Annotated in this window: 19 protein-coding genes; 9 read left to right on the top strand and 10 right to left on the bottom strand. The window is 74.5% G+C overall.

Annotated elements, in window-relative coordinates:
• The first annotated feature begins 295 nt into the window (after positions 1–295).
• The 4 genes from ACIQ9G_RS22095 to ACIQ9G_RS22080 are packed head-to-tail and all read left to right on the top strand — an operon-like array spanning position 296 to position 5,211.
• Entirely contained in the window at positions 296–913 is a 618-nt protein-coding gene (locus ACIQ9G_RS22095; RefSeq protein ID WP_403612124.1) for a 2Fe-2S iron-sulfur cluster-binding protein, read from the top strand.
• Positions 910–1,923, top strand: coding sequence for an FAD binding domain-containing protein (locus ACIQ9G_RS22090; RefSeq protein ID WP_403612121.1), 1,014 nt, complete (start codon positions 910–912; stop codon positions 1,921–1,923). Before ACIQ9G_RS22095 ends, ACIQ9G_RS22090 begins: the two co-directional genes overlap by 4 nt.
• Positions 1,920–4,061: a xanthine dehydrogenase family protein molybdopterin-binding subunit gene (locus ACIQ9G_RS22085; RefSeq protein ID WP_403612118.1), complete on the top strand. Its 2,142-nt coding sequence runs from the start codon at positions 1,920–1,922 to the stop codon at positions 4,059–4,061. The genes ACIQ9G_RS22090 and ACIQ9G_RS22085 overlap by 4 nt, the downstream gene beginning before the upstream one ends.
• The gene (locus ACIQ9G_RS22080; protein ID WP_403612116.1) at positions 4,054–5,211 is read left to right on the top strand and encodes an XdhC family protein; all 1,158 of its coding nucleotides are present in this window, start codon (positions 4,054–4,056) and stop codon (positions 5,209–5,211) included. Before ACIQ9G_RS22085 ends, ACIQ9G_RS22080 begins: the two co-directional genes overlap by 8 nt.
• A 181-nt stretch (positions 5,212–5,392) precedes the next feature.
• Here the strand turns inward: ACIQ9G_RS22080 and ACIQ9G_RS22075 are convergent, their stop codons facing one another.
• The 4 genes from ACIQ9G_RS22075 to ACIQ9G_RS22060 all read right to left on the bottom strand — a co-directional run bounded on the left by ACIQ9G_RS22075 (position 5,393) and on the right by ACIQ9G_RS22060 (position 11,703).
• The gene (locus ACIQ9G_RS22075; protein ID WP_403612113.1) at positions 5,393–8,305 is read right to left on the bottom strand and encodes an ATP-binding protein; all 2,913 of its coding nucleotides are present in this window, start codon (positions 8,303–8,305) and stop codon (positions 5,393–5,395) included.
• Between the two features lie 176 nt (positions 8,306–8,481).
• Positions 8,482–9,486: a (-)-alpha-amorphene synthase gene (locus tag ACIQ9G_RS22070; RefSeq protein WP_403612111.1), complete on the bottom strand. Its 1,005-nt coding sequence runs from the start codon at positions 9,484–9,486 to the stop codon at positions 8,482–8,484.
• A complete protein-coding gene (locus tag ACIQ9G_RS22065) occupies positions 9,470–10,945 on the bottom strand; it encodes a cytochrome P450 (RefSeq protein WP_403612108.1) in 1,476 nt (491 codons plus the stop codon). The genes ACIQ9G_RS22070 and ACIQ9G_RS22065 overlap by 17 nt, the downstream gene beginning before the upstream one ends.
• A 362-nt stretch (positions 10,946–11,307) precedes the next feature.
• Positions 11,308–11,703, bottom strand: a complete 396-nt coding sequence (locus ACIQ9G_RS22060; RefSeq protein ID WP_403612106.1) for a DUF5997 family protein — start codon at positions 11,701–11,703, stop codon at positions 11,308–11,310.
• 58 nt (positions 11,704–11,761) lie between these two features.
• Here ACIQ9G_RS22060 and ACIQ9G_RS22055 point away from each other — a divergent pair, with 58 nt between their 5' ends.
• A complete protein-coding gene (locus ACIQ9G_RS22055) occupies positions 11,762–12,607 on the top strand; it encodes a LysR family substrate-binding domain-containing protein (RefSeq protein ID WP_403612104.1) in 846 nt (281 codons plus the stop codon).
• Between the two features lie 11 nt (positions 12,608–12,618).
• Here ACIQ9G_RS22055 and ACIQ9G_RS22050 read toward each other — a convergent pair whose 3' ends face one another.
• Entirely contained in the window at positions 12,619–13,095 is a 477-nt protein-coding gene (locus ACIQ9G_RS22050) for an Lrp/AsnC family transcriptional regulator (protein ID WP_403612101.1), read from the bottom strand.
• Between the two features lie 328 nt (positions 13,096–13,423).
• Between ACIQ9G_RS22050 and ACIQ9G_RS22045 the strand changes: the two genes are divergently transcribed.
• Both ACIQ9G_RS22045 and ACIQ9G_RS22040 read left to right on the top strand, forming a co-directional pair.
• Positions 13,424–14,920 carry an FUSC family protein gene (locus tag ACIQ9G_RS22045; RefSeq protein WP_403612098.1) on the top strand — a complete coding sequence of 499 codons (1,497 nt, stop codon included), beginning with the start codon at positions 13,424–13,426 and terminating at the stop codon, positions 14,918–14,920.
• A gap of 668 nt (positions 14,921–15,588) precedes the next feature.
• Positions 15,589–16,629 carry a lactonase family protein gene (locus ACIQ9G_RS22040; protein ID WP_403612095.1) on the top strand — a complete coding sequence of 347 codons (1,041 nt, stop codon included), beginning with the start codon at positions 15,589–15,591 and terminating at the stop codon, positions 16,627–16,629.
• 88 nt (positions 16,630–16,717) lie between these two features.
• Here ACIQ9G_RS22040 and ACIQ9G_RS22035 read toward each other — a convergent pair whose 3' ends face one another.
• From ACIQ9G_RS22035 to ACIQ9G_RS22020, 4 genes are all read right to left on the bottom strand, one after another.
• Entirely contained in the window at positions 16,718–17,641 is a 924-nt protein-coding gene (locus ACIQ9G_RS22035) for a sirohydrochlorin chelatase (RefSeq protein ID WP_403612092.1), read from the bottom strand.
• A gap of 193 nt (positions 17,642–17,834) precedes the next feature.
• The gene (locus tag ACIQ9G_RS22030; protein ID WP_403612089.1) at positions 17,835–18,692 is read right to left on the bottom strand and encodes an N-acetylglucosamine kinase; all 858 of its coding nucleotides are present in this window, start codon (positions 18,690–18,692) and stop codon (positions 17,835–17,837) included.
• 302 nt (positions 18,693–18,994) lie between these two features.
• A complete protein-coding gene (locus ACIQ9G_RS22025) occupies positions 18,995–19,672 on the bottom strand; it encodes a uracil-DNA glycosylase (protein ID WP_403612086.1) in 678 nt (225 codons plus the stop codon).
• Positions 19,673–19,875: 203 nt separating this feature from the next.
• Complete coding sequence (locus ACIQ9G_RS22020) at positions 19,876–21,033, bottom strand: WD40/YVTN/BNR-like repeat-containing protein (protein ID WP_403612083.1); 1,158 nt, start codon at positions 21,031–21,033, stop codon at positions 19,876–19,878.
• A 225-nt stretch (positions 21,034–21,258) separates the two neighbouring features.
• On the opposite strand from ACIQ9G_RS22020, the gene ACIQ9G_RS22015 reads away from it, so the two are divergent.
• Positions 21,259–21,888 carry a hypothetical protein gene (locus ACIQ9G_RS22015; RefSeq protein ID WP_403612081.1) on the top strand — a complete coding sequence of 210 codons (630 nt, stop codon included), beginning with the start codon at positions 21,259–21,261 and terminating at the stop codon, positions 21,886–21,888.
• Between the two features lie 371 nt (positions 21,889–22,259).
• On the opposite strand, the gene ACIQ9G_RS22010 is transcribed toward ACIQ9G_RS22015, so the two are convergent.
• A complete protein-coding gene (locus ACIQ9G_RS22010; RefSeq protein ID WP_403612078.1) occupies positions 22,260–24,074 on the bottom strand; it encodes an acyl-CoA dehydrogenase family protein in 1,815 nt (604 codons plus the stop codon).
• A gap of 72 nt (positions 24,075–24,146) precedes the next feature.
• Between ACIQ9G_RS22010 and ACIQ9G_RS22005 the strand changes: the two genes are divergently transcribed.
• Complete coding sequence (locus ACIQ9G_RS22005) at positions 24,147–24,896, top strand: PaaX family transcriptional regulator C-terminal domain-containing protein (protein ID WP_403612075.1); 750 nt, start codon at positions 24,147–24,149, stop codon at positions 24,894–24,896.
• Positions 24,897–25,053: the final 157 nt, after the last annotated feature.

Genomic DNA, 25,053 nt, shown 5'->3' with positions numbered 1-25,053 from the left:
GCTGTCCGCTTGCCTCCACCATAGCGGTGGAGGCCGCCGACGTAACCCGGCGGGAGCCGCCGCCATGGCGTTCCCGTCCCCGTATTCCGCACGCCTGCCCAGCTCCATCGCTCCCGTACAGCGCCACCTCCCTGTTCGCCGAACGGGTCTGCCGTACCGAACCCGCGGACGGACCCGAAGACCACCGGACGCACGGGCCGCCGGGGCCCTGGCGACCCGGCCCCGCGGCTTCACGGACGCTGGGACCCATGGACGGTCCCGCGACGTGCTCCGGACCTGCGAAAGAAGGCTGATCATGGCCCCACCGACGTCCAGCGACATCACCCTGAACATCAACGGCGAGAAGTACACGCTGTCCGTCGACCACCGCACCACCCTGCTCGACGCGCTCCGTGAGCGACTCGATCTGACCGGCACCAAGAAGGGCTGCGACCAGGGGCAGTGCGGGGCCTGCACCGTCCTGCTCGACGGAAGCCGGAGCGTGGCCTGCCTGCAGTTCGCGGTGGCGGCCGAGGGGCGTGAGATCACCACCATCGAGGGTGTGGCCGAGGGCGAGCGGTTGCATCCCGTGCAGCAGGCGTTCCTCGATCTCGACGGCTACCAGTGCGGATACTGCACACCGGGACAGATCTGCTCGGCCGTCGCGGTGATCGAGGAACACGCGGCCGGCTGGCCGAGCGCGGTCACCGACGACGTCCGGCCCGAGGCGGGGCCGCCACCCCTCACCGCCGAGGAGATCCGGGAGCGGATGAGCGGCAACCTGTGCCGCTGCGGCGCGTACATGTCGATCGTGCAGGCGGTCGCCCGAGCGGCCGCCGTCCAGACGCGGACCGGCGACGACACGGACGGGACGCACATCGGGGACGACAGCGGGCGGGCACGGACCACGGATTCCACGGAGGCGGTGGCATGAGGGAGTTCGGCTATCACAGGGCGTCCGACGTGGCCGGCGCGGTCGCGCTGCTCGGCGCCGACCCGGAGGCGCGTTTTCTCGGCGGCGGCACCAACCTCGTCGACCTGATGAAGACCGGTGTCGAGCGCCCCGCCCGCCTCGTGGACGTCCGTGACCTCCCCCTGGACGGGATCGAGCCGACCGCGGACGGCGGCCTGCGCGTCGGCGCGACCGTCACCAACAGCGACCTCGCCGCGCACCCCGACATCCGCCGCCGCTACCCGGCACTGGCTCAGGCGGTGCTGGCCGGCGCCTCCGGGCAGTTGCGCAACATGGCCACCGTCGGCGGAAATCTGCTCCAGCGCACCCGTTGCGGCTACTTCACCGACGTCACGAAATCCTGCAACAAGCGGCTTCCCGGCAGCGGTTGCCCCGCGCTCGAGGGCGAACACCACAACCACGCCGTCCTGGGGGCCTCCGAGCACTGTGTGGCCGTCCACCCCTCGGACATGGGCGTGGCGCTGACGGCGTTCGACGCGGTCGTGTCGTACGAGACGACCGAAGGGCCGGGTGAGCTGCCGCTGGCCGACTTCTATCTGCCCGTGGGGGACACCCCGCACCAGGAGACCGCTCTGCCGGCGGGAGCGCTGATCACCGGCGTGACCCTTCCGCCCGCTCCGGTCGCGGCCCGCTCCCGCTACCGCAAGGTGCGCGAACGCGCCTCGTACGCGTTCGCCATCGGCTCGATCGCAGCCGCCCTCGACGTCCGCGACGGCGAAGTGCGCGAGGCTCGCCTGGCCTTCGGGGCGGTCGCCTCCCGGCCGTGGCGGGCCCGGACGGCCGAGCGGGTACTGACCGGCGCACCGGCCGACGCCGAGACCTTCGCCGCCGCTGCGGACGCCGAACTCGCGGCGGCCAGGCCGCTGCCCCACAACGGATACAAGGTGACACTCATGCGCAACCTCGTCGTGGCCGTGCTGACCGAACTCGCCGAGGACAACGCCCGACTCAGCGAGGAGACCGACCGATGAGCACCGCCACGACGACCCCGGCCTCGGCGGAGAAGAGCGCCGTCGGGACCGCGCACACCCGCGTGGAGGGCCGGGACAAGGTCACCGGAGCCGCCCGGTACGCGGGCGAGGTGCCCTTCGCCGACCTCGCCCACGGCTGGCTGGTGCTGTCCACCGTCGCCCGCGGCCGCATCCGCGCGGTGGACCACGAGCCCGTCCTCGCGATGCCCGGCGTCCTCACCGTCCTGCACCACGGGAACGCGCCGCGCCTCGACACCGACTTCGTCGGCCTGCTGGGATCCCGGCCGGACCCCACCTGCGCCGTCTTCCAGCACGACCGGGTGCCGCACATGGGCTGGCCGGTCGCCTTGGTGGTCGCCGAGACGTCCGAACAGGCCAGGGAGGCCGCCGAGGCGCTCGTCGTGCACTACGCGAGCGAGCCGCACGACGTGGCCTTCTCCGGCGGGCGCACGGACGCGTACCCGGCGGACGGTCACATGCCGGCGGTGACGGACAAGGGGGACCTGGACACCGAACTGGCCGCGTCCGCAGCCGTCGTGGACGCCGTATACACCACTCCCGAAGAGCACCACAACCCGATGGAGCCGCACGCGGCCACGGCCCGCTGGGACGGCGGCCGGCTCGAGGTCGTCGACTCCAACCAGGGCACCACCTGGGTGCGGGGCGAACTGGCCAACCTGTTCTCACTCGATCCCGCCGCCGTGCGGGTGCTGTCCGAACACGTCGGCGGCGGTTTCGGCAGCAAGGGGGTCCGCGCCCACCAGGTGGCCGCCGTGATGGCCGCGACCCTCCTGCAGCGGCCGGTCCGCGTCGTCCTGACCCGCCGCCAGATGTTCTCCCTCGCCGGCTACCGCAGCCCCACCACCCAGCGCGTCCGGCTCGGCTGCGACGCCGACGGACGGCTGCGCGCGCTGGAACACCGTTCCCTCAGCCTCACCTCGACCGTGCACGAGTTCGTCGAGCCGAGCGCGGCGGTGGCCCGGGCGATGTACGACGCCGACGCCCACCACACGGCCAACCGGGTGGTACGTCTCGACGTTCCGACCCCGACCTGGATGCGGGCGCCGGGCGAGGCACCGGGGTCGTTCGCCCTGGAGTCGGCGCTCGACGAACTGGCCGAGAGGTGCGGGATCGACCCGATCGACCTGCGCCTGCGCAACGAACCCGAGAAGGGCCCCGTGTCCGGGCTGCCGTTCGGCAGCCGCAACCTGCGCGCCTGCTTCCACGAGGGCGCCCGCCGGTTCGGCTGGGCGGAGCGCGACCCGCGTCCCGGGCTGCGCCGGGAGGGCCGCTGGCTGCTCGGCACCGGTACGGCGGCGGCCTCCTTCCCGGCCGGAGCCGCACCGTCCACGGCGGTCCTCACCGCGGAGCCGGACGGGTCCTTCACCGTGCGGATCGCCGCGGCGGACATCGGAACCGGGGCACGCACCGCGCTCACCCTGGTCGCCGCCGACGCGCTGCGGGTGGCGCCGGACCGGGTCCGCGTGCGAATCGGGGACAGCGACTTCGGACCGGCCATGATCGCCGGCGGTTCGATGGGCACCCGCTCCTGGGCCTGGGCGGTCACGGCCGCGGCCGGGGAACTGCGGGAGCGGCTCGACCTGGGAGCCGACATCCCCCCAGAGGGCGTCACCGTCCGGTCGGACACCTCCGCGGCCGTCGGCGCCCTCGCACAGAGGGAACGGCACTCCTTCGGCGCGCAGTTCGCCGAGGTCGCCGTGGACGTCACCACCGGCGAGGTGCGGGTGCGCCGCATGCTCGGCGTCTTCGCGGCGGGCCGCATCGTCAACCCGCTCACCGCTCGCAATCAGTTGGTCGGCGGCATGACCTGGGGCATCTCCATGGCCCTGCACGAGGAAGCCGTCCGCGACACCGCCTCCGGCGGACATGTCGGCGCCGACCTCGCGGGCTATCACGTCGCCACGCACGCCGATGTGCCGCTCGTCGAGGCCGACTGGGTGGACGACCCTGATCCCGACGACCCGGTGGGGATCAAGGGCATCGGGGAGATCGGCATCGTGGGCGCCGCGGCGGCGATCGCCAACGCGGTCTGGCACGCCACCGGCGTCCGGCACCGCGACCTGCCCATCCGGCCGGACCGCGTCCTGGCGGCCGGACAGGGAGCGGCGCGTGCTTGACATCGCCGAGGAGCTGCACCGCTGGGCCGAGGAGGGCCGCGCCTTCGCCGTCGCCACCGTGGTGGCCGTCGGCGGCAGCGCGCCGCGCGGCCCCGGTGCCGCCCTCGCCGTCGACGGCGAGGGCACTGCCATCGGCTCGGTCTCCGGCGGCTGTGTCGAAGGAGCGGTGTACGACCTCTGCGTGGAGGCACTCCAGGACGGCGAGACCCGTGTGGAGCGGTTCGGCTACAGCGACGAGGACGCCTTCGCCGTCGGGCTGACCTGCGGTGGGATCATCGACGTCCTGATCACGCCGGTCGGCACGGACGCGCCCGTCCGGGAAGCGCTCCGCGCGGCGCTCTCGGCCGCTGCCCAGGGGGAGCCGGCGGCCGTGGCCCGGGTCGTCCATGGGCCCGCGGGCCTGCTCGGCGGGGCACTCCTCGTGCGCCCCGACGGCACGTTCGACGGAGGGCTGGGCGGCGTCGCGGAACTCGACCGGACGGCGGCGGCCGAGGCCCGGACCCTGCTGGATTCCGGCCGCACCGGCACCGTCGCGCTCGCGGAGGACGGATCGCACTGCCCCGGCGGGCTCACCCTGCTCGTCGAGTCGAACGTGCCGGCGCCCCGCATGATCGTCTTCGGTGCGGTCGACTTCGCCGCGGCGCTCGTACGGGCGGGCTCGTTCCTCGGGTACCGGGTGACCGTGTGCGACGCCCGCCCCGTCTTCGCCACCCGCGCCCGCTTCCCCGAGGCCGATGAGATCGTCGTCGACTGGCCGCACCGCTACTTGCGGCGCACCGTCACCGACGCACGCACCGTGCTGTGCGTGCTCACCCACGACGCCAAGTTCGATGTGCCGTTGCTGCAGACGGCGCTGCGGATGCCCGTCGCGTTTGTGGGCGCGATGGGGTCGCGCCGCACCCACGAGGACCGCGACCGACGGCTGCGCGAGGCGGGCTCGAGCGAGCGCGAGCTGGCCCGGCTGAGATCCCCGATCGGCCTCGACCTGGGCGCCCGCACGCCCGAGGAGACCGCCCTGTCGATCGCGGCGGAGATCGTCGCGGTCCGGCACGGAGGGACGGGCGTCCCGCTGACGGGCACGCACACACCGATCCACCGGCCCGGCACGGAACGGGGCGCGCCGGAACGGGACGGCGCCGAGGCCGCCTGAACCGGTCCCCCCCCGCCCCCGCGGAGGCGCGGCGGGCGGGGGACGGCGGATGGCGGAGGGCGGGCACCGGCGGACACGGGGAGGACTCCCGACTGCCGGGCCCGGAGCACCGTGGTGGGGCCCGAGGCGGTCGCGCCGGCGGAGAACGCGGTGAGTGCGTTCCTCCAGCGACCGCCACCCCTCACTGCCTGGGGCGGGGAAACGTCTCCAGCGCCTCGGCGAGGCCCACGGCGTCCGTACCGACCTTGCGGTAGACGGAGGAGAGCAGCTGGCGCACCCCCTGACCGGTGAGGTGAAGTTCCTGCGCCACGGCCGCCACTGGTCGCCCCTGGGCCGCCATCTCGGCGGCCCTGCGTTCCTGAGCGGTCAGCGTGTCCGTCTGCGGGTAGCGCAGCGGGAGCGGCCGCAGTCCGGCGGCGGAGAGTTCCTCCCTGGCCCGACCGGCCAGCGCCTCGGCGCCGCAGTGCACGGCGCTCTCCAGCCCCTGGTAGAGCCGGTCGGCGGCCTCCTGCAGCCGGCCGTTCCGGGACAGCGCGGCACCATGGCCGACCTGGGCACGGGCCAGATCGTAGGCGGCGGGGGAGCGTTCCAGATGGTCGACGGACTCCGCGTACAGGTCGAGTGCGGCCGGCCCGGCGGTCACCTCGGCCAGGGTGCACAGCGCGCCCCCGATCGCGGAGGCGGCCCCGAAGTCCCGGGCACGCTTGACGGCGTCCTGGGCGAGGCTCAGCGCCCGGCCCGGCGCGGTCGCCGCCAGCGCCGACGCCAGGTCCGACTGCCATGGGCACCAGGCCGGATTGCGCCAGGCCCGGGCGTCCAGCCAGTCACCCACCTCGGACAGCAGCCGCGCCGCCTCGGCGTGCCGTCCCTCCGCCAGCAGCAGTTCGGCGTAGACCGTGCGCGGGTCGGGATAGATGACGGCGTTCGGGACCACGTCCCCGTAGTGGTAGGCGTCGGCCAGTTCACGGGCCTCGCCGACGCGCCCCCGGGCCAGCAGGGTCTGGACGAGGATGCCGATCGCGAACCACTGGGCGGGCACGGCGCCCTCCACCCGGTCGGCGGTGCGCAGTCCCGCCCGGACCAGCTCCTCGGCTTCGGCCAGGCTTCCGCGGCGGTAGCGGATGTAGCCGAAGAGGGTCTGCCCGACGGCCAGGTGCGAGCCGCGCCAGCCCTTCTTCTCGCATTCGGCGATGCCCGCGGTGAACAACTCCTCGGCGCGTCGCGGCTGGTCGCAGTACATGAACGCGAGGGCGACCGAGACGGGCACCTCGAAGCCCCGGTTCTCGTCGGTCCAGCTCATACCGCCGCGCAGGGCGTCCTCGGCGCAGGACAGCACGGTCCGCCGCGGCTCGCCGCGCACCAGCGCGTCCCAGGCCCGCAGGCCGAGGATGTACCGCTCCTCCAGACTGCGGCCGGTCAGCCGCTCCGCCAGCCGCGCCAGGCGGCGCGAACGGGCCACCGAGTCGGGCTCATCGGTGCGGAAGGCGCTCCAGACGAAGTGGTCGGCCTGCATCCGCAGCCGGACACGCCCGTTGGGGGCGTGGTGCGCCTCCTCGGCGGCCACGGTCGCGGCCTCGGCCATCCGGTCGGTGTGCGCGAGGGCCTGGGTCAGCCGGTAGACGATGGAGGCGCGCAGGTCGGGATGGACGCCCGGCTGCTCCAGCGCCTCCCGGAGGTGGCTGACCGTGGCTGTGGGCTCGATCAGGAAGGTCGAGCAGGCCAGTTCGTGCAGGAGAGCGGCGCGCTGCTCCGGCAGGGGCGGCTCCTGCACCGCGCGCAGCAGCAACCGCCGGGCCGCCTCCGGGGCCCCGGCCCGCAGGTACTCACGGGCGCCCTCCCGCAGGCACGCGACCGCGTCCGGCCGGTTGTCGCAGGGCACCTCCAGCAGGTGCCGGGCGGCCGCCGTGGGACCGTACCCCGCCGCGCGCACGGCATCGGCGGCCGCGTTGTGCAGACCGACGCGCACATGCGGGGGGATGGACCGGTAGATCGTCGTGGCGGTCAGCGGGTGCACGAACTCCAGCCTGCCGCCGGGCCCGGCAACGTCGGCCAGGATCCGGGCGGCGCGCAGCTTCGCGGTCGCCTCGGCGGCCTGCTCGATGCCGACCACGGCGATGGTGGCCGCGAGGTCGGGAGAGATGGAGGTGCCCAGGACTGCGGCGGCCCAGGCGAAGTGGACGGTGGTGACGCCGAGCTGGTGCAACTGGTCGACGAGTCCCGGGCCCTTGACGGCCGCGGCGAGGTCCCGCATGGCGGGCAGGTCGTCCCGGGTGCCCTTGAGGCCGCGTTCGCCGAGCCGGATGGCGAGTTCGACGGTCTCGAACGGGCTGCCGCTGGTGACCTCCCGGCATTCGTCGCAGAACGCGTCCTCGGCGCCCTCTCCCACCTGGTCCCTGACGATCCGCGCCACTCCGGCGGTGGTGAGCGGCTTGAGCGTGTGGGGGCGGTTTCCGTGGCCCTCGACCAGGGCGCGGAAGGCGGACGCCTCGGGCGGCAGTTCGTCCGGGCGGTAGGCGACGACGATCAGCAGGGGGAGGCCGGCGGCCCGGGGCGCGAACGAGGTGAGCCAGCTCAGCGACTCGAGATCGGCCCAGTGCAGGTCGTCCAGGAGCAGCACCACGGGCCCCTTCACCACGGCGAGACGGGTCATGACCCAGTCGAGTCCGTCGCGCACTCCGGTCGGGTCCGGGACGGGGGACGGGTCCGAGGCCTCCAGACCGAGCGCGGCGGCGACGATGCCGTACCAGCTCCCGAGGAACGTCCGGCGCTGCGGCTCGTCCATCGCCGCCAGCGCGGGCTGGACGAGCTGGCGCACCATCCGGAACGCCAGCTCGTGCTCGTTCTCCCCGCCCTTGGCCGAGAGCACCATGAAGCCGTGCTCCGCGGCACGGGCGCGCACCTCACCCATCAGCGCCGTCTTGCCCAGCCCGGCCGGACCGCGAAAGGCGAGCAGTCCGCCGTGCCGCCCCCCGGGCACCGCGTCGGCCGCCTCGCGCAGGCCCGCCAGCGCGGTCTCCAGCGCGCGCACCTCCCGATGGCGCTCGACGAGCAGCGGCCGGTGCCCGGTGATCGGTTGCCGCAGCCCATGCGCCATCTGCCGTACCGCTTCCTGTTTTTCCGGTTTTTTCGGCCTTCGGGGAGGCAGCGTGAGCGTACGCCTTTCCGGACGCCCCTTGAGCGGGTCGGCGGCGTCACGACAAGGAAGGGTGAATCCTCGGCGGTTGCGTCCCGGGACCTCACCCCTTTCGGTAAAGTAGTTAGATTGTCTGGTCAGAAGGCGGGTGAGGTCGTTGCGTCCGCGTAACGCGGCACGCTCCGGGACCAGTGGTAGCACCCGCGGATCCAGCCGGTCATGCCGTCCACATAGCCGACACCCGCCGGGGTCAACTCCGGCTCCACTCGGGCGCGGAGCATCTCGAACTCCCGGACGGCCCGGTTGATCTGACGGGCAGTCAGCATGACGGCCGCCGGAAGTGAGCATCGGTGGGTGCTCTGATGGGCCAGGGCGAGATTGATCACTCCGCCGGCGCGCTGCTCCTTCACCGCCGAGAAGAGGTCCGCCGTCCACACCGCGGCGTCGACCGACAGCCGCCGCAGCCGCTGCACGAGTGGGTGATGGATGTCCTCCGGCGTCGGCGCGCAGGGCTGCGCCGCCTCGTAGAGCGGGTAGAACGGTTCGACGCCCGCGGTGAGCGACCGGATCGACGTGCACACGCCCAGCCGCAGCGGGGCGGAGCCGGCCTGTGCCACCGCCTCGTACATCAGACCGTGCACGTACTCACGGCTGTGCCACGCCCAGCGCGCCGCCTGCGCGGGGGTGCACCGTTCCCGCACCTGCCGGTGGAGGTCGGTGAGGGCCGCGCCGAGCACGGTGGTGGGCGCCTCGCCGTCCCGTAGCACGGCGACGCTCTCGCACAGCATGGGCAGCAGCCGCTCCGGGGACCGCCGGCCGATCTCCTCCGCCCGGTCGTCGAAGACGAACTGGTAGGCGATCTGGTTCGCCACGATGCGAAGGATCTCCGGATCGGCGGTCGGGCTGGTGTACGACGCGAGCTGGGCCGGCCGGGTCCGCGTGATCATGTCCGCCACCCCCGGCTCCGCGGTCAGCCCGCGCTCGCGCAGCCATACGTCCATGCCGGCCGCCGCTTCGGCCTCGTGACGGTTGCTGCGGAACGGGAAGGGCATGTGCAGCTGGGCGTCGATCAGATCCCGCAGACTGGCGGCCGGCCTCCCGCGCCGCTCGGCGAGCGTGCGTTCCTCATGCGTCGTCGACATCACGGTCACCTGCCGTTCGGGAGTCCTGTGCCCGGGAATCCACCGTCCCCCGGTGAGCGAGGAAACGCGACTGCGACGGTGTGCGGACCGGTGCCTGCGACGGTGTGCGGACCGGTGCCTGCGACGGTGTGCGGACCGGTTCCTCCGACGGTGTGCGGACCGGTTCCTGCGCCCGCGGCGCGCACCACATCACCAGCGACCTCGGCCCCAGCGTCACCGCGGGGCGCGGCGCGGCGACCGGTCCGGCCGGGTGGCGCAGCCGCCAGCGGGCCGCGACGGCCGCCAGGGCGACCATCGCCTCCGTCACGGCGAAGGAGTCACCGATGCACTTCCGGCTGCCCGCGGCGAACGGCAGCATCGCGCCGTGCCGCACGCCGCCGGCCCGGTCCGGCAGCCAGCGCTCCGGCAGGAAGCGGTCCGGTTCGGGGAAGGAAGCGGGGTCGTGGTGCAGCAGATAGGGGCTGTAGAGCACGGTGGCCCCCCGGGGCAGACGGCACCCCCCGAGTTCGGTCTCCTTCGCGGTGACACGGGTGAAGAGCCAGCCGGGCGGGGAGTGGCGCAGCGTCTCCGTGACGACGCGGCGGGTGTGGACGAGGCGGCGAAGGTCGTCGGGGCCGGGCCGGCGGCCGTCGAGGACCGTGTCGACCTCGGCGTGCAGGCGCTCCTCGGCCTCGGGGTGCCGGGCGAGCAGGCTGAAGGCGGAGGCCAGGCACAGCGCGGTCGTCTCGACCCCGGTGAGCAGGAGCGTGATGAGGTGGTCGTGGACCTCCCGCTCGCTGATCGCCGCAGCTCCGTCGCCGCCGTCCGCGGCCGCCAGCAGGGTGCCGAGCAGGTCGTCGCGGGGAGGCCCCGCACGGCGCTCCGCGACGGCCGAGGCGACGATCGCGTGCAGCCGGGCGACCGCGCTCCGGTAGCGCCGGTTCGCGGGAGTGGGGACGCGGAAGGGGGCGTCGACCGGGACCACGGTGCGGACGAACAGGCCGCGCACGATGGCGGACAGACAGTCCCTCACCTCCGCCGCCGTCGCCTCGTCGAGAGTGTCGGAGAGCAGGACACGGCCGGTCACCCGGGTGGTCAGCGCCATCATCTGCGCGCTGACGTCGATCCGCTGCCCCGGCCGCCACGTCCGGCACACCGCCTCGGCCTCCTCGCCCATCAGCCGGGTGTGCGCGGCGATCCGGGCCGGGGTGAAGCGTTGTTGCAGCAGCCGGCGCTGCCGGCGGTGCGTCTCCTGACGGCTGGTCACCAGTCCGTCGCCCATCAGCAGCCGCAGCCTGTCGTACTGCGGGCCGCCCTTGTCGAAGGAGCGCGTGTCCAGGAGCATCCGGTGCACCAGCTCCGGGTGGCACACGACCCAGGCGCGCGTGGGGCCCAGCCGTATCCGGACCAGATCCCCGTGCGCCGGTAAGGAACTGAGAAAAGCCAGCGGCCGACGGAACAGGGCGATACCGTGGCTCACGAAGGGGAATATGCCTGGCGCAGTACCCACAATCCAGGTTCGGTCTGCTTCGGGCGCGACACGGCTCACCGACAACCACCTGCCTCAGTCGACACACACGGGACGTGCGATCTTTCAGGGCTTGGCGCTCGCTTCAAGTCCTGCCCAGTCCAACGTGTTCTCGGCCTTCTCACCCCCTCTCCGCGGGGGCGCACGGAAGCGCGATGAGGCGTCCGGCGAACGGACTTCGAGACGCGGGACAGCGACTGGCAACGGGTGAGACCGTCGCCCCGGGACCGTCGCCCCGGGACCGGGACCGGGACCGGGGCCCGGATCCGGTGCGGGAGTGACGGGTCAGGGGTTCCGGGGACGGCCCCGTAGGGCTACGCCCGATCCTGCTCGGCGCGCTCGGCGTCCCGTTCCTTCAGGCGTGCCGACTCCTTGCGGACCTCGGCCTGGGTGGCGCGCTCCTTCTCCAGCCACTCCGGCCGCTCCTCCTTCAGCGCCTCGATCTGCTCGGTGGTGAGCGGGTCGGTGATCCCGCCGCGCGCCAGACCGGAGATGGAGACGCCCAGCTTGGCCGCGACCACCGGGCGGGGGTGGGGACCGTTGCGCCGCAGCTCCCGCAGCCACTCGGGCGGATCGGCCTGGAGCTGGTCGAGCTCGGTGCGCGAGACGACGCCCTCCTGGAAATCGGCGGGCGTGGCGGGGAGGTACACGCCCAGCTTCTTCGCCGCGGTGGCGGGCTTCATCGTCTGGGCGGTCTGGTGCGACTTCATGGTGTCCAGACTATCGACCGCGGAGAAGGCCGCCGACCACGCCGGGTAACCTGGCGGGGTGACAGGCTCGGAAGCATCCCCCCAGTTCCGGCTCGCGTACGTCCCCGGGGTGACGCCCGCCAAGTGGGTGCGGATCTGGAACGAGCGCCTGCCCGACGTCCCGCTCACCCTCCTCCAGGTCCCGGCCGCCGAGGCATCCGATGTGCTGCGGCGCGGCGACGCGGACGCGGGAGTGGTACGGCTGCCGGTGGACCGTACGTTCTTCAGCGCGATCCCCCTCTACGCCGAGACGACGGTGGTGGTCGTGCCCAAGGACCACCTGATGACCGCCGCGGACGAGGTGAGCCTCGAGGACCTCGCCGAGGAGGTCCTCTTCCACCCGCTCGACGACGTGCTCGGCTGGGAGCGGCCTCCCGGCGAGCCGGCCTTCGAACGCCCGGCGACCACCGAGGACGCCGTCGAGCTCGTGGCGGCCGGGGTGGGCCTGCTGGTCGTCCCGCAGTCCCTGGCCCGTCTCCACCACCGCAGGGACCTGACCTACCGGCCGGTCGTGGACGCCCCGCAGTCCGGCGTCGCTCTGTGCTGGCCGGAGGAGGCGACCACCGACCTGGTCGACGACTTCATCGGGATCGTCCGCGGACGGACGGCCAACAGCACCCGGGGACGCCGACCCCAGCAGTCCTCCGCGGAGGCGGGGGGCAAGCGGTCCGAGGGCGCCGGGTCCGGCGCCCGCCGCAAGCCCACGGCGGGCGGGAAGACCGGCGGGAAGGCCGGCGGCGCGGCGGGCAGGACCGGCGGCGGCACGGCGGGGAGGAAGGCGTCCGGCGGCCGGGGCGGGCGCGGCGGCTCGTCCGGCGGCGGCTCCAGGAGCGACGGCCGCGGCCGTCCCCGCCGCCGTTCCTAGCGGGGCGCGCGTCACCTCTTGGTCGTACGGCCGATCGACTCCACGAGCGGCAGCAGACGGTACGGGACGCGCTCGCGCAGGGCGACCTCGGTGCGGGTGCGGACCACGCCCGGGAGGCTGATGAGCTTCTGGATCACGTCTTCCAGGTGGGCGTTGTCGCGGGCCACGACCCGGGTCAGCAGGTCGCCCCCGCCCGTGATCGAGAACGCCTCGACGATCTCCGGCACACCGGCCAGCGTGTCGCCGACCTCGTCGAGGCGACCCTGGGTGACCTCGATGTGGACGAACGCGAGGACGGGGTGGCCGAGCGCGGAGGGGGAGAGCGTCGGGCCCGTGCCGGTGATCACTCCGTCCCGTTCCATCCGGTCGAGGCGGGCCTGGAGCGTGCCGCGCGCGACACCGAGGATCCGGGCGTACTCGCGCACGCTGGTGCGCGGCTGCTCCAGCAGCAGGCGCAGGATGCGGGTGTCGAGCTCGTCAACGGCCACGGTGGTGTCGGCCTTCCTGGTGCGGTGTGATCACTACCGACTGTACCAATGGCTCAGCCGAGTGCGGCCGGGGTGAGCCGGCGGGAGTCGTCCATTGGCCCGGTGCCGGGCCGCTGCGTCGATCCCGAGCTGGGCCAATGGCCCAGTGGCGCACCGGACACTTGAGCCGGAGGCCGCCCGGATGCTCTCATGGTCGGGTCGATGGCGCTGCGGATCCCGCGGCGCCTTTTTCATGCCGGTGCGCCACGAGGCCCCGGCGATTCCCGTGCCCGCGGTGTTCCCGCCGTCACGGGCCTGGTCACAGGTCTTCCGAAGGGGGCGGTAATCCGTGCTGAAGAGGGTGTTCGCGGCTCCGGACCCGGGCCGGATCCGACTGCGCTTCGCCGCCCGGGCCGTGCTCGGCATCGGCCTCGCAGTCGTGGTCTGCGGCCTGGCCGGACACTCCCTGGTGGGTGCCGTCACCGGCGGCCTCGCCGCTCTGCTCGCCCTCTTCACCGTCGCCGACGCCACGGTCCGCGGCCAGGCGGTCACCACCGCGCTGCTGCCGGTCGTCGGCCTGCCCGTGCTCGCCGCCGCCGCCGAGCTGCACGCCCACCCCGTGGCGCGTGACCTGACCTTCCTCGCCGTGGTCGGCGCGGGCGTGTACGCACGCCGCTGGGGACCGCGCGGGCACAGCCTTGGCGTGTTCGCGTTCATGACCTTCTTCGTGGCGCAGTTCCTCCACGCCACGACCGACCGGCTGCCCGAGTTGTTCTCCGCCGTACTGCTGTCCGTGCTCAGCGCGGCGGCGGTGCGCTTCGGGCTGTGGTGCTACGAGCGCCGGCTGCCGCCGGTCGCCGTGCCCGCCCCGACCGGCGGCACCGGACTCGCCCGCGTGACCACCCGGCAGGCCGTCCAGGCGACCGCCGGCGCGGGTTTCGCGCTGGTCGTGGGCCAGCTGATGTCCGGGCAGCGCTGGTACTGGGCCGTCGGCGCCACCTGGTGGGTCTTCGTGAACACCGCCTCGCGCGGCGAGACCCTGGTACGCGGCTTCCGGCGCGTCCTCGGCACGGTCATCGGCATCGGACTCGGCTTCCTCGTCGCCGTCCCCCTGCACGGAGCCCCGCTCCCGACCGCCGTCCTCGCCGCCGTCAGCGTCTTCGGCATCTTCTACACCGCCGCGGTCTCCTACACCTGGATGATGCTCTGGGTGACGCTGCTCGCCGAGTCGCTCTACGGGCTCCTGGGCGTGATGAGCCCCGGACTGCTCGCGCTGCGGCTCGTGGAGACCGGCATCGGCGCGCTCGGAGCCGGGCTGGCGGTGCTCTTCGTGCTGCCGGTCACCACCCACGCCGTCACCGACTCCTGGATCCAGCGTGCCCTGCACTGCGTCCACGCGTGCACCGGCGAGGCCGCTGCCCGCCTCGCGGGTGCCGCGGACGCCGACCCCGCGCCGCGGGTGGCCGAACTGGAGCACTTGCTCGGCCGGGTGCGGCTGTCCGTCGCACCCCTCGTGCACCCGCTGAACCCCATGCTGGGCCGCAAGCGGCGCGCCCGCCGGGTGCTCGCCCTGCTCGACGACTGCGCCCGTGAGATCCGGGGCCTCGTCTCCGTCGCCGCCGACCCGGTGGCCTCCCACGACGCACGGCTGGCCGCCGCGTGCTGGCGCGTGGAGGCCGCGGTGGAGGCGCTGACCACCGGCGGCGCCGATCGCGTCGACGTGGACACCGCCCGCCCGCCGATCGCGGAACCCGCACTCGCCCATCTGCACGGACTGGAGCGGGCTCTCGCCGGCCTGGCCGAGCCCCTACGGACCCCGCCGGGCTCGCCCCTGGTCGGGGCCTGACGACCGTCCCTCGCGCCAAGCGGCTCGTCACGGGGGCGCGAACGGGCCGCAGGGCCGCGCGCCCGTCGGACGGCCGGGGCCGCGCGGGTGTCCAGCGGCCGGAGCGGCACGGGGCCTCGAATGCCGGGGTGGTGCGGGGTCACGAACGCCGGGATGGTGCGGGGTCTCGAACGCCGGAGTGCCGGAGTGCCGGAGTGCCAGCGGGCCTCCAAGGGCCAGGGCGGCGCTGATCCAGAGGAGCCGGGGCGATACGGAGTCCCCGGCAGCCGGGGCGGTGCGGGCCCTCGGGTGGCCGTGGCCGCGCGGGCCTTCGGCGGCGCGGGGGCCCCGAACCCCCTGGCCGTGGCCGCCCTCGAACGCCGGGACGGCGGAGGCTCCCGGGCGGCCGAGGTACCGCCGGGTCTCGGACGGGCCGGGGCCGCGCGACCTCTCGAACGCCGGAGAGCCAGGGGGCCACGAAGGGCCGGCGTGGCGCAGGACCTGCGACGCCCGGCGTGGCGCAGAGCCTCCGACGCCTACGTCGCCTACGCGGCGCAGGGCCTCCCACGCCGAAGCCGTGCGCGCCCGCCGAAGTGCCGCGGCGGCGCGTCTCCCCGCTTGGTCTAGACCGATCTTGATCGGCTGCTACCGTCGCCCCGAACGGCACGGGCGAGCGAGAGGGGACAGCTGTGGCGGACGGCGGCACGCGGCGACGGCGGGCTTTCATCGGATCGTTCACGGCGGAGGGCGGCCCCGGTGTCGTCACCGCGACCGTGGCCGGGGACGGCGGCGCGCTGACCGTGCTGAACCGCACGGACGGTGTGCGCGACCCGTCCTACCTGGCCCTGTCGCCGGACGGCGGCACGCTCTACGCGGTCAGCGAGACGGCCGAGGGAGCCGCGGCCGCCTACCGGGTGAAGGGGGATACCGTCGAACTCGCCGGATCGCCGGTACGGGTCGGCGGCAGCGGCCCCACCCACCTGAGCCTGGTGGACGGGCACCTCCTGACCGCCAACTACGGCTCCGGCAGCGTCAGCGCGGTTCCCGTCCGGGCCGACGGGCGTCTCGCGCACAGCCCGTCCGACGTGCTCCAGCACACCGGCTCCGGCCCGCACGAGCGTCGCCAGCGGGGCCCGCACGTCCACCAGGTGCAGCAGGACCCGAGCGGCGGCTGGGTCGTCAGCGTCGACCTGGGGACGGACTCGGTCCGGGTGTGCACGCTCACGCACGGCAAGCTCCTGCCGCACCGGGAGATCGCGTTGCGCCCCGGCTCCGGACCGCGCCACCTGGCCTTCCACCCGGACGGCGTCCATGCCTACGTCGTGAACGAACTCACCCCCACGGTCACCGTCTGCCGCTGGGACGCCGCCGCCGGCTTGCTCAGGCCGCTGGCCGAGACGCCGGTCCTGCCGGACGCCCCGGCCGGCGACGCCCACCCCTCCGGCATCGTCGTGGCGCCGGACGGGCGGTTCGTGTGGATCGCGACGCGCGGTGAGGACGTGCTGTCCCTGTTCGCCGTGGAGGAGGGCGGGGACCGGCTCCGACTGGTGGGGGCGGTTTCGAGCGGGGGCCACTGGCCGCGCGCCCTCGCCCTCCACGACGGCTTCCTCTACGTCGCGAACGAGCGGTCCGGGGACGTGACCTGGTTCGCCCTCGATCCGGAGACGGGGCTGCCGGTGCGAGCCGGTGCCGTGCGGGTCCCGGCAGCTTCCTGCGTGGTCTTCGGCTGACCGCGGGCGGGCGGCGAGACGAAGGGCCCCGCTCCTCGGTGAGGAGCGGGGTCCTTCCTCGTACGGGTGGTGCGGTGGAACGGCCTGCTCAGCGAACCGGCGCGCCCTGCGGCTGCTGCGGGGCGATACCCAGGGCCGTCGTGTACTTGGCCAGGGCGAGCTTGCCGATCGCCGGGTAGGGGCCGAGGGGCTCGGCGGCCGCGCAGCCCGCCTCCTCGGCGGCCGCCGCGACCAGCCCGGCGTCGATCTCCGGGCCGATCAGGTACGGCGCCAGCGCCAGCTGCTGCGAACCGGAGGAGCGCAGCTGCTCGGCGACGGCCGTGATGGAGCCCTCCTGGTCGAGGGCGGCCGCCATCACCGGCACGGCGAGGCGGGCGGCGAGCAGCATGCCGGTGATCCCGGCCGCCTGCACGGCCTCGTCGCCCCCGACGGAGGCCAGGACGATGCCGTCCGCGGCGGTCGCCACGGTGAACAGGCGGGCACGGTCGGCGCGGGCCAGACCGGCCTCGGACAGACGCACGTGCAGCGCCTCGGCGAGCAGCGGGTGCGGACCGAGCACGTCGGTCAGCTCCGCGGCGACCCGGCTGTCCATGACGGCCTGTCGGATCTGGCGCAGCAGCGCGCTGTCCGGACCGGCCAGCAGCGGGACCACGACGGCGACGGGGCCGTCGGGCTCCTTGACCTCCAGGCCGGCGGCGACCGCCTGCTCGTAGCGGGCGGTGCGCTCCTCCGCGGCCTGCGCGAGCACGGACTGCAGCGAGGGGTGCTCGGCGTCGTCCCCCTCGACGTAACCGATCCGTGCGTCGAGGCCGGGAAGCTCGGAGCGCGCGATGCTCACGACCTCCTCGGCGAGGCCGCGCGGGGTGGCGCCGGGCGTGCCCGGCACCGCGAGGACGAGCGCGGGCGCGCCCTCGGGAGCCGCCAGCGGTTCGGGACGACGGTGCCGTCCGGGCTGGCGGGGGCGCGGCATTCGTACTGGCAGGCCGGACGCGGGCCCAGTGGGGGAGCTCATGGCGCCGCATGTTACTGGCTTTCGGGGCTCCCCTGTTCGGGGAGGGTGCAGGTGAGCGGTATCCGTCCGGTTTTGTCTGATTGAGTTACGTACGGATCCGAACACCGACGCACAGAATCGGGCCGGATGTGACAACTTGCCTAGAACATGGCCGCACTTGTCCGACATGCGCGGACGTGGGAGCCCGATTCCCTCACGGGTGGGCGACGTAGAGCATCCTCTCGTCCCCCGGCAGGGTGAGAACCCCCCCGGCCAGGTCGGTCGCGATGCGCACGGAGCCGTGGAGCGGATCCCCCTCGGCGGGCACGCGCCGGGCGTGCGGCAGCCGCCTGGCCAGTTCCCGGTCCAGGGGTACGAGAAGGGGGTCGCCCATCTTGAACAGGCCGCCGGTGAGGGCGATCCGGGGCTCGCCCGTGGGCGGGCAGACGGCGGCGGCCGACTCCGCCATGTGCCGGGCCGCGGCGCGCAGGATCCCGGCCGCGACCGGGTCGGCCGGTGCGCAGGAGGCGACCCGTGGCGCGAACGAGGCCAGGACGGCGGCGCGGTCCGCCCGCGGGTAGATCATTCCGGGCAGCTCCGGCATCGGCCCGAACACCTCTTCCGCGCAGGCGAGCAGGGCGGCCGAGCCGCCGTCCCGTCCGTCGTGGGCGCGCAGCGCGGCCTCCAGTCCCGCACGGCCGATCCACGCCCCGCCGCCGCAGTCGCCGAGCAGGTGGCCCCAGCCGTCGGCGCGGCGCCAGCGGGCCAGGTCGGTGCCGATAGCGATGAGTCCGGTCCCCGCGGCGATCACGACGCCGGGCCGTGCGCCGAGGGCGCCGGTGTAGGCGGTGACCGCGTCGGCCACCAGCGCGACCGTCCGCACGCCGAACTCCCGGGCCAGGGCGGCGGGCAGTTCGGCGCGCAGGGCGTCTCCCAGGCCGGCGAGCCCGGCGGCGCCCACGACGGCCGTTCCCAGTCGCCCCACGCCGGCCTCGGCGGCCAGCGCCCGTGCCATGGGCACCAGTTGGTCCATCAGATGGCCCGGGTCGATCCCCCGGACGCCGGTCCGCACCGGTTCCCCGGATTCCCGCTGCGGCCGAGTGGACGGGTCGTCCCCGGGCACTCCGACGACGGCCCGGAGCCCGGAACCCCCCGAGTCCACGGCGAGAAACCCGCACACGTCGGACCTGCGCCCGGCGACGCCCGCCGGCAGCGGCGGTGTCGAGCCGCTCGCCGACGGCACGGGCGCCGGCCCGCGGGGCCGCCGCTCCGCACCGGCGCGCGCGACGCACTCGGCACCGGCCTGCCGGTCGTCCCCGCCCGCGGCCGCCCCGCCGCGCTCGGTCCGGGGCGGTCCCGGTGGGCCGCCGGGCGTCACGGCAGTCGCCAGTCCACCGGTTGGCCGCCCTGCCGGATCAGCAGGTCGTTGGCACGGCTGAAGGGGCGGGAGCCGAAGAAGCCGCGGTCGGCCGACATGGGGGAGGGGTGGGCGGACTCCACCGAGGGCAGGTCGCCCAGCAGCGGACGGAGGTTGCGGGCGTCGCGGCCCCACAGGATCGACACCAGCGGCTTGCCGCGCGCCGCCAGGGCCCGGATCGCCTGCTCGGTGACCTCCTCCCAGCCCTTGCCGCGGTGGGCGGCCGGCCGGCGCGGGGCCGTGGTGAGCGCCCTGTTGAGCAGCAGGACGCCCTGCCGGGTCCAGGGCGTCAGGTCACCGTTGGACGGCTGCGGCAGCCCCAGGTCGCTCTGCAGCTCCCGGTAGATGTTGATCAGGCTGCCGGGCAGCGGGCGCACATCGGGCGCGACCGAGAACGACAGCCCCACCGCGTGCCCCGGGGTCGGGTACGGGTCCTGCCCGACGATCAGGACGCGGACGTCGTCGAAGGGCTGCTGGAAGGCCCGCAGGACGTTCTGCCCGGCCGGGAGGTAGGTGCGTCCCGCGGCGACCTCCGCGCGCAGGAAGTCGCCCATCCCGGCGATCCGTCCGGCCACGGGTTCCAGCGCCTTCGCCCAGCCCGGTTCGACGATCTCATGCAACGGTCGTGGTGCCACGGGCGTCACCCTACTGCCGGGCACCGGCCGACGATCAACCGGTGGGCCCTCGCCGACCGAGGATGACCGAACCGTCCCCGAAAGTGAACGACCTTTTCCCTCCCGGCAGTTCACGTCCTCGGAGTCCGTCGGTGGCCCGCTCGGCGTGTCCCGGACCGGGGTGGCCGTGTCCGGGCGCACGGCACCGGCCTCCGCGTACGTGCTCAACCGATCACCGCCGCGCGCACGCACAGCACGTCCGGCAGATGGGACGCCAACTGCCGCCAGCTGTCGCCGTCGTCCGCCGAGGCGTACACCTCGCCGTTGCGGTTGCCGAAGTACACGCCGGCCGGGTCCCCGTCGTCGGTGCACAGCGCGTCGCGCAGCACGGTGCCGTAGTGGTCCTCCTGGGGCAGACCGGCCGACAGCGGCTCCCAGCTCTTGCCGGCGTCCGCCGTGCGGAACACGCGGCACCGGTGGCCGGCGGGCACGCGGTCCGCGTCGGCGTTGATCGGGAACACGTACGCCGTGTCCCCGCGGTGGGGGTGGGCGGCCGCGGCGAAGCCGAAGGTCGAGGGCAGGCCCGCGCCGATGTCCGTCCAGTGCGCGCCCGCGTCGTCGCTGCGGTACACCCCCCAGTGGTTCTGCAGGTACAGCCGGTGGGGGTCGGTCGCGTCCTGCGCCACCTTGTGGACGCACTGCCCGAACTCCGGGTTCGCATCGGGCAGGAACACCGCGGAGACACCGGAGTTGGCGGGCGCCCAGCTCGCGCCGCCGTCGACCGTGCGGAACACCCCGGCGGTGGAGACCGCCACCGTGACCGCCTTCGGGTCGCGGCGGTCGGTCACCACGGTGTGCAGACCCTCACCGCCCCCGCCCGGCACCCACTTCGACCGTGTGGGGTGCTCCCACAGGGGCCGCACCAGTTCGAAGCTCTCGCCGCGGTCCTCGGAGCGGTACAGCGCGGCCGGTTCCGTGCCCGCGTACACCACGTCCGGCTCGGCGGCGGCAGGGTGCAGCTGCCACACGCGCTCCAGCGAAGCGCCGGTGTCCTTGGGGAACTTGACCGCCGGCCGGGCGGGCTCGGTCCAGGTCCGGCCCAGGTCGTCGGAGTGGAACACGGAGGGTCCCCAGTGCGAGCTGTCGCCTCCGGCCAGCAGCCGCGTGGTGCCGCCCCGGGTGTCGATGGCGACCGAATAGACGGCCTGCGCGTTGAAGTACGGGCTGTCGTCGAACTCCCAGGAGCCGCCCCGCCGCCGTCCGATGAACAGGCCCTTGCGGGTCCCTACGGCGAGCAGTACCTCGGTCATGCCGATCACCTCCGCGACATCGTCGTCCGAGACCTCCTCGTCCCGGACACCGGCCAGTCTGCACCCCACCACTGACAGTCACCCCCGCAGCCGCGTCGCCGCAGCTCAGAGCGGCGATGCCGAGACGCCCTACCATCCCGGCCCGGCCTGCTTCCACGGATTCCGGCAGAACCGTGCGAGGGCGCCGGGACTCGTGGGAACGTCGATTCGGGGGAATCGCCGTGAGCATCGAGGACCCCTCCTTCGTATGGGAGGGCGGTCCGGCATGTCCGTGCGCTCGTGAGGAGGATGCCTTCGATGGCGTTCCGTGGTCCGAAGGTGTGGCTGTGGCGGTGGCGCCGCAATCCGCTCAGACGCCGCGCCGACGCGGTGGAGGCCTGGGTGGTGCTCGGTGCCTGGCTGTGCACCGTCCTCGCCGGGGTGCTCGCCGGATGGACGGCGGCCCGGGCCGTGGAGCACGGGCTGGCCCGGGAGCGTGTCGAGTGGCGGCCCACGCTCGCCCTGGTGGCGCGGCAGGCGCCCGGCACCTCCGTCGGGACCCAGTCGCGCGACGAGGGGTCCGGGGAGGACGGAGAGGAGGACGGTGACCGGGCGAGCGGCGGCCTGAGGGTGTGGACGAAGGTGCGGTGGAGCGGCGCGGACGGCTCCGCGCACACCGGCCAGGTCAGGGTCCGGCCCGGCAGCGCGGTCGGTACGCCGGTCACCGTGTGGACCGACCCGCAGGGCCGGCTGGTGACCCGGCCCGCCACGGCCGCCCAGGCCCGGACGCGAGCCGTGGTGATCGGCGGCCTGGTGGGGACGACCGCGGCCGCCTTCCCCCTGGTCGGCGGCCGGGTCCTGTGCCGCCGCCTGGAGCGCCGGCGGATGGAGCAGTGGGACGCAGAGTGGGCACGTTTCGGCCCGCTGTGGGGCCGTAAGACCTGGTGAAGCCGGCCCGCCGCCCGCCCGACTCCGGACGGACGGCGGTCCCAGCCGCGCCGGAGGCCGGGGGCTGGACGGGCAGTGACCCAAGCCAACGCAGAGCCGGAGCCCGGGGTCCGGACGGGCGGCACTTCGAGCTGGAGCCGCGGGCTGGACGGGCAGTGACCCAAGTCAACCCAGAGCCGGAGCCCGGAGCCCGGGGCCGCACGGGTGGCGTTTCGAGCTGGAGCCGCGCCGGAGCCGCGGGCTGGACCGGCACGAGCCAAGCCGAAGCAGAGCCGGAGCCGAGGGCCGGACGGGCAGTGACCCGGGCCGGAGCCGAAGCCGGAGCCCGAGCCCGAGCCCGAGCCGCGCCGAGACCGGGTGCCGGACGGGGCTCAGTCCCGGTCCGGCAGCGCCCGTCCCAGGATCGTGCCGAGGTCCGTGGTGCCGGGCAGCGTGCCGAAGGCGTGTCCCCAGTCGCCGCCGAGCCGGGTCGCGCAGAAGGCGTCGGCCACCGCGGGCGGGGCGTACCGGACCAGGAGGGAGGCCTGCAGGGTCAGCGCCATCAGCTCCACCAGGCGGCGCGCGCCCACCGGGGACGCCTCGGTCAGCTGGTCCTTCAAGCGGGTCACGGCCGCGTCCAGCCGGGCGTCGGCGCCCTCGGCGGAGGCGAGTTCGGCGAACAGCGCCTCCGCCGCGCCGGGCTCCCGGCCCAGCGCCCGCAGCACGTCGAGCGCGTTGACGTTCCCCGAGCCCTCCCAGATCGACAGCAGCGGCGCCTCGCGGTAGTGCCGGGGCATTCCGGACTCCTCGACGTAGCCGTTGCCGCCCAGGCACTCCAGGGCCTCCGCGGTGAAGGCCGGACCGCGCTTGGTGACCCAGTACTTCCCGACGGCGGTCGCGATCCGCCGGAACGCCGCCTCGCCGGCGTCCCCCCGCACCGCGCGGTCGGCCGCCCCGGCCAGCCTGAGCGCGAGCGTCGTTGCGGCCTCCGACTCCAGCGCCAGGTCGGCCAGGACGTTCCGCATGAGCGGCTGGTCGGCCAGCAGCGCGCCGAAGGCACGGCGGTGGCGTACGTGGTGGCCGGCCTCCACGAGCGTCTTGCGCATCAGGGCCGCCGACATCATCACGCAGTCCAGCCGCGTGCAGTTGACCATCTCGATGATCGTCCGGACGCCCCGCCCCTCGGGCCCGACCAGCCAGGCCACGGTCGCGTCGAACTCCGGCTCGGACGAGGCGTTGGACCGGTTGCCGAGCTTGTCCTTGAGCCGCTGGATGCGGAAGGTGTTGCGGCTGCCGTCCGGCAGGACGCGCGGCACCAGGAAACAGGACAGGCCCCCCGGGGCCTGCGCCAGTACCAGGAAGACGTCGCACATCGGCGCCGAGGTGAACCACTTGTGCCCGCGCAGCGTGTACACGCCGGGCTCGGCGGTGGGCGTGGCCGTCGTCGTGTTCGTCCGGACGTCCGAACCACCCTGCTTCTCGGTCATCCCCATGCCCGCCAGCAGACCCGGCTTCTCGGCCGGGATCCGCAGCCCCGGCTCGTACACGCGGCTGGTCAGCAGCGGCTCGTAGACGGCGGCGAGTTCGGGCTGCGCGCGCAGGGCGGGGACGGCGGCGTAGGTCATGGACGTCGGGCAGCCGTGTCCCGCCTCGGTGTGGCCCCACACAAGACCGCGCGCGGTGCGGGCGACGTGGGCGCCGGGACGGTCGTCCGCCCACGGCGCGCCGGCCAGCCCCTCGGCCACCGCGGCCCGCATCAGGTGGTGCCAGCTGGGGTGGAAGTCCACCTCGTCGATCCGGTTGCCGTACCGGTCGTGGGTACGGAGCTCCGGCTCGTGCCGGTTGGCCAGCTCGCTCCACTCCTGCACCTCCGCGCTGCCGGCCCGCAGCCCGAGCCGCCGGAGTCCCTCCTCGGCCCAGCCCGCGCCCTCACGCCGCAGCCCCTCCAGCAGCGCCGTGTCCTCGGAGGCGTCGTACGGGGCCAGGGGAGGGGCCTGGTTGGCGACGTCGTGGGTTCCGGCGCACGGCCGCTCGCCGGGTTGTCCCCCCTGGCGCCCCCCGGGATGTTCGCCCTGGAGTCCGCCGGGGTGTCCTCCCTGGACTCCGTCGGACGGTTCGAACCGCCGTCCGCCGGGCTGCTCGCCCTGGTGCCCGTCCTGCGGGCCGCCCTGCTGGTCGTGTCGTGTGTGCGGGAGTGTCGAGGCCATGCGGCCAGTGTTGCACTTTCGCTGCGACCGCAGCAATGCTGCAACATCGACGGATCCGTACAGTTGGCGACCATGAACGTCTCCCAGGAGCCCGCCGGGGTCGGCCTGCGCCCGCTGTCCGCGCGGTCGGTCGTCCTCAGCCTGCTGCTGGGCACGCACCCGCCCGAGCTGCCCGTGAAGGACCTCGTCCAGGCGGTCGAACCCTTCGGCGTCGCCGGCTCGACCCTGCGGGCGGCGCTGAGCCGGATGGTGGCGGCCGGGGACCTGCGGCGTGCGGACACCGTGTACCGCCTCAGCGACCGGCTGCTGGAGCGCCAGCGCCGCCAGGACGCGGCCGTGCACCCCGAGACCCGGCGCTGGGACGGGGAGTGGGAGATGGTCGTCGTGACGGCGACCGGCCGGGGCCCCGCCGAACGCGCCGAGCTGCGCGCGCGGTTTGCCGAGCTCCGCCTCGCCGAACTGCGCGAGGGCGTCTGGCTGCGGCCCGCCAATCTGCGAAGGCCCTGGCCCGAGGAGCTCGACCGGGTGACCGAGCGCTGTCGCGCCCGCCCCGAGCGTCCCGCCCGCGAGCTGGCCGCGCGTCTCTGGCCGCTCGAAGCCTGGGCGGACACGGCACGGGCGCTGCTCGCCCACGTGTCCCGGACGGACCGGCCGGCCGACCGCTTCACCGCCCTCGCGGCCGTCGTACGGCATCTGCTGGCCGACCCGGTCCTGCCGCCCGAACTGCTCCCGGCGGACTGGCCCGGACCGGCCCTGCGCACCGCCTACACCGACTACCAGCGGGAGTTGACCGAGGAGATGCTCGGCCGCGCGGGGCGGTAGGCGCCTGCCTGCGCGCATCGTCGGCAGCGCGCCGGGCCGTCGGCAGCGCGCCGCACCGTCGGGAGCGCCTCGTGCGCCCGTCGGTTCCTCCGCACCCGGGACGTGGTGTGCCGGGACGGCCCGTGCCCAGTGGCGAGGGTGCGGTCCGTGGCGTTCC

The sequence above is a fragment of the Streptomyces sp. NPDC096152 genome, assembly GCF_044763235.1.
Taxonomy (GTDB): domain Bacteria; phylum Actinomycetota; class Actinomycetes; order Streptomycetales; family Streptomycetaceae; genus Streptomyces.
This window is presented reverse-complemented; position numbering and strand designations above follow the sequence as displayed.

What these genes read in the sequence shown, in the direction of transcription:
- ACIQ9G_RS22095 (WP_403612124.1), top strand. Translation starts at nt 296, where the DNA reads ATGGCCCCACCGACGTCCAGCGACATCACCCTGAACATCAACGGCGAG.
- ACIQ9G_RS22090 (WP_403612121.1), top strand. Translation starts at nt 910, where the DNA reads ATGAGGGAGTTCGGCTATCACAGGGCGTCCGACGTGGCCGGCGCGGTC.
- ACIQ9G_RS22085 (WP_403612118.1), top strand. Translation starts at nt 1,920, where the DNA reads ATGAGCACCGCCACGACGACCCCGGCCTCGGCGGAGAAGAGCGCCGTC.
- ACIQ9G_RS22075 (WP_403612113.1), bottom strand. Translation starts at nt 8,305, where the DNA reads ATGGCGCATGGGCTGCGGCAACCGATCACCGGGCACCGGCCGCTGCTC.
- ACIQ9G_RS22070 (WP_403612111.1), bottom strand. Translation starts at nt 9,486, where the DNA reads ATGTCGACGACGCATGAGGAACGCACGCTCGCCGAGCGGCGCGGGAGG.
- ACIQ9G_RS22060 (WP_403612106.1), bottom strand. Translation starts at nt 11,703, where the DNA reads ATGAAGTCGCACCAGACCGCCCAGACGATGAAGCCCGCCACCGCGGCG.
- ACIQ9G_RS22035 (WP_403612092.1), bottom strand. Translation starts at nt 17,641, where the DNA reads ATGAGCTCCCCCACTGGGCCCGCGTCCGGCCTGCCAGTACGAATGCCG.
- ACIQ9G_RS22015 (WP_403612081.1), top strand. Translation starts at nt 21,259, where the DNA reads ATGGCGTTCCGTGGTCCGAAGGTGTGGCTGTGGCGGTGGCGCCGCAAT.
- ACIQ9G_RS22010 (WP_403612078.1), bottom strand. Translation starts at nt 24,074, where the DNA reads ATGGCCTCGACACTCCCGCACACACGACACGACCAGCAGGGCGGCCCG.
- ACIQ9G_RS22005 (WP_403612075.1), top strand. Translation starts at nt 24,147, where the DNA reads ATGAACGTCTCCCAGGAGCCCGCCGGGGTCGGCCTGCGCCCGCTGTCC.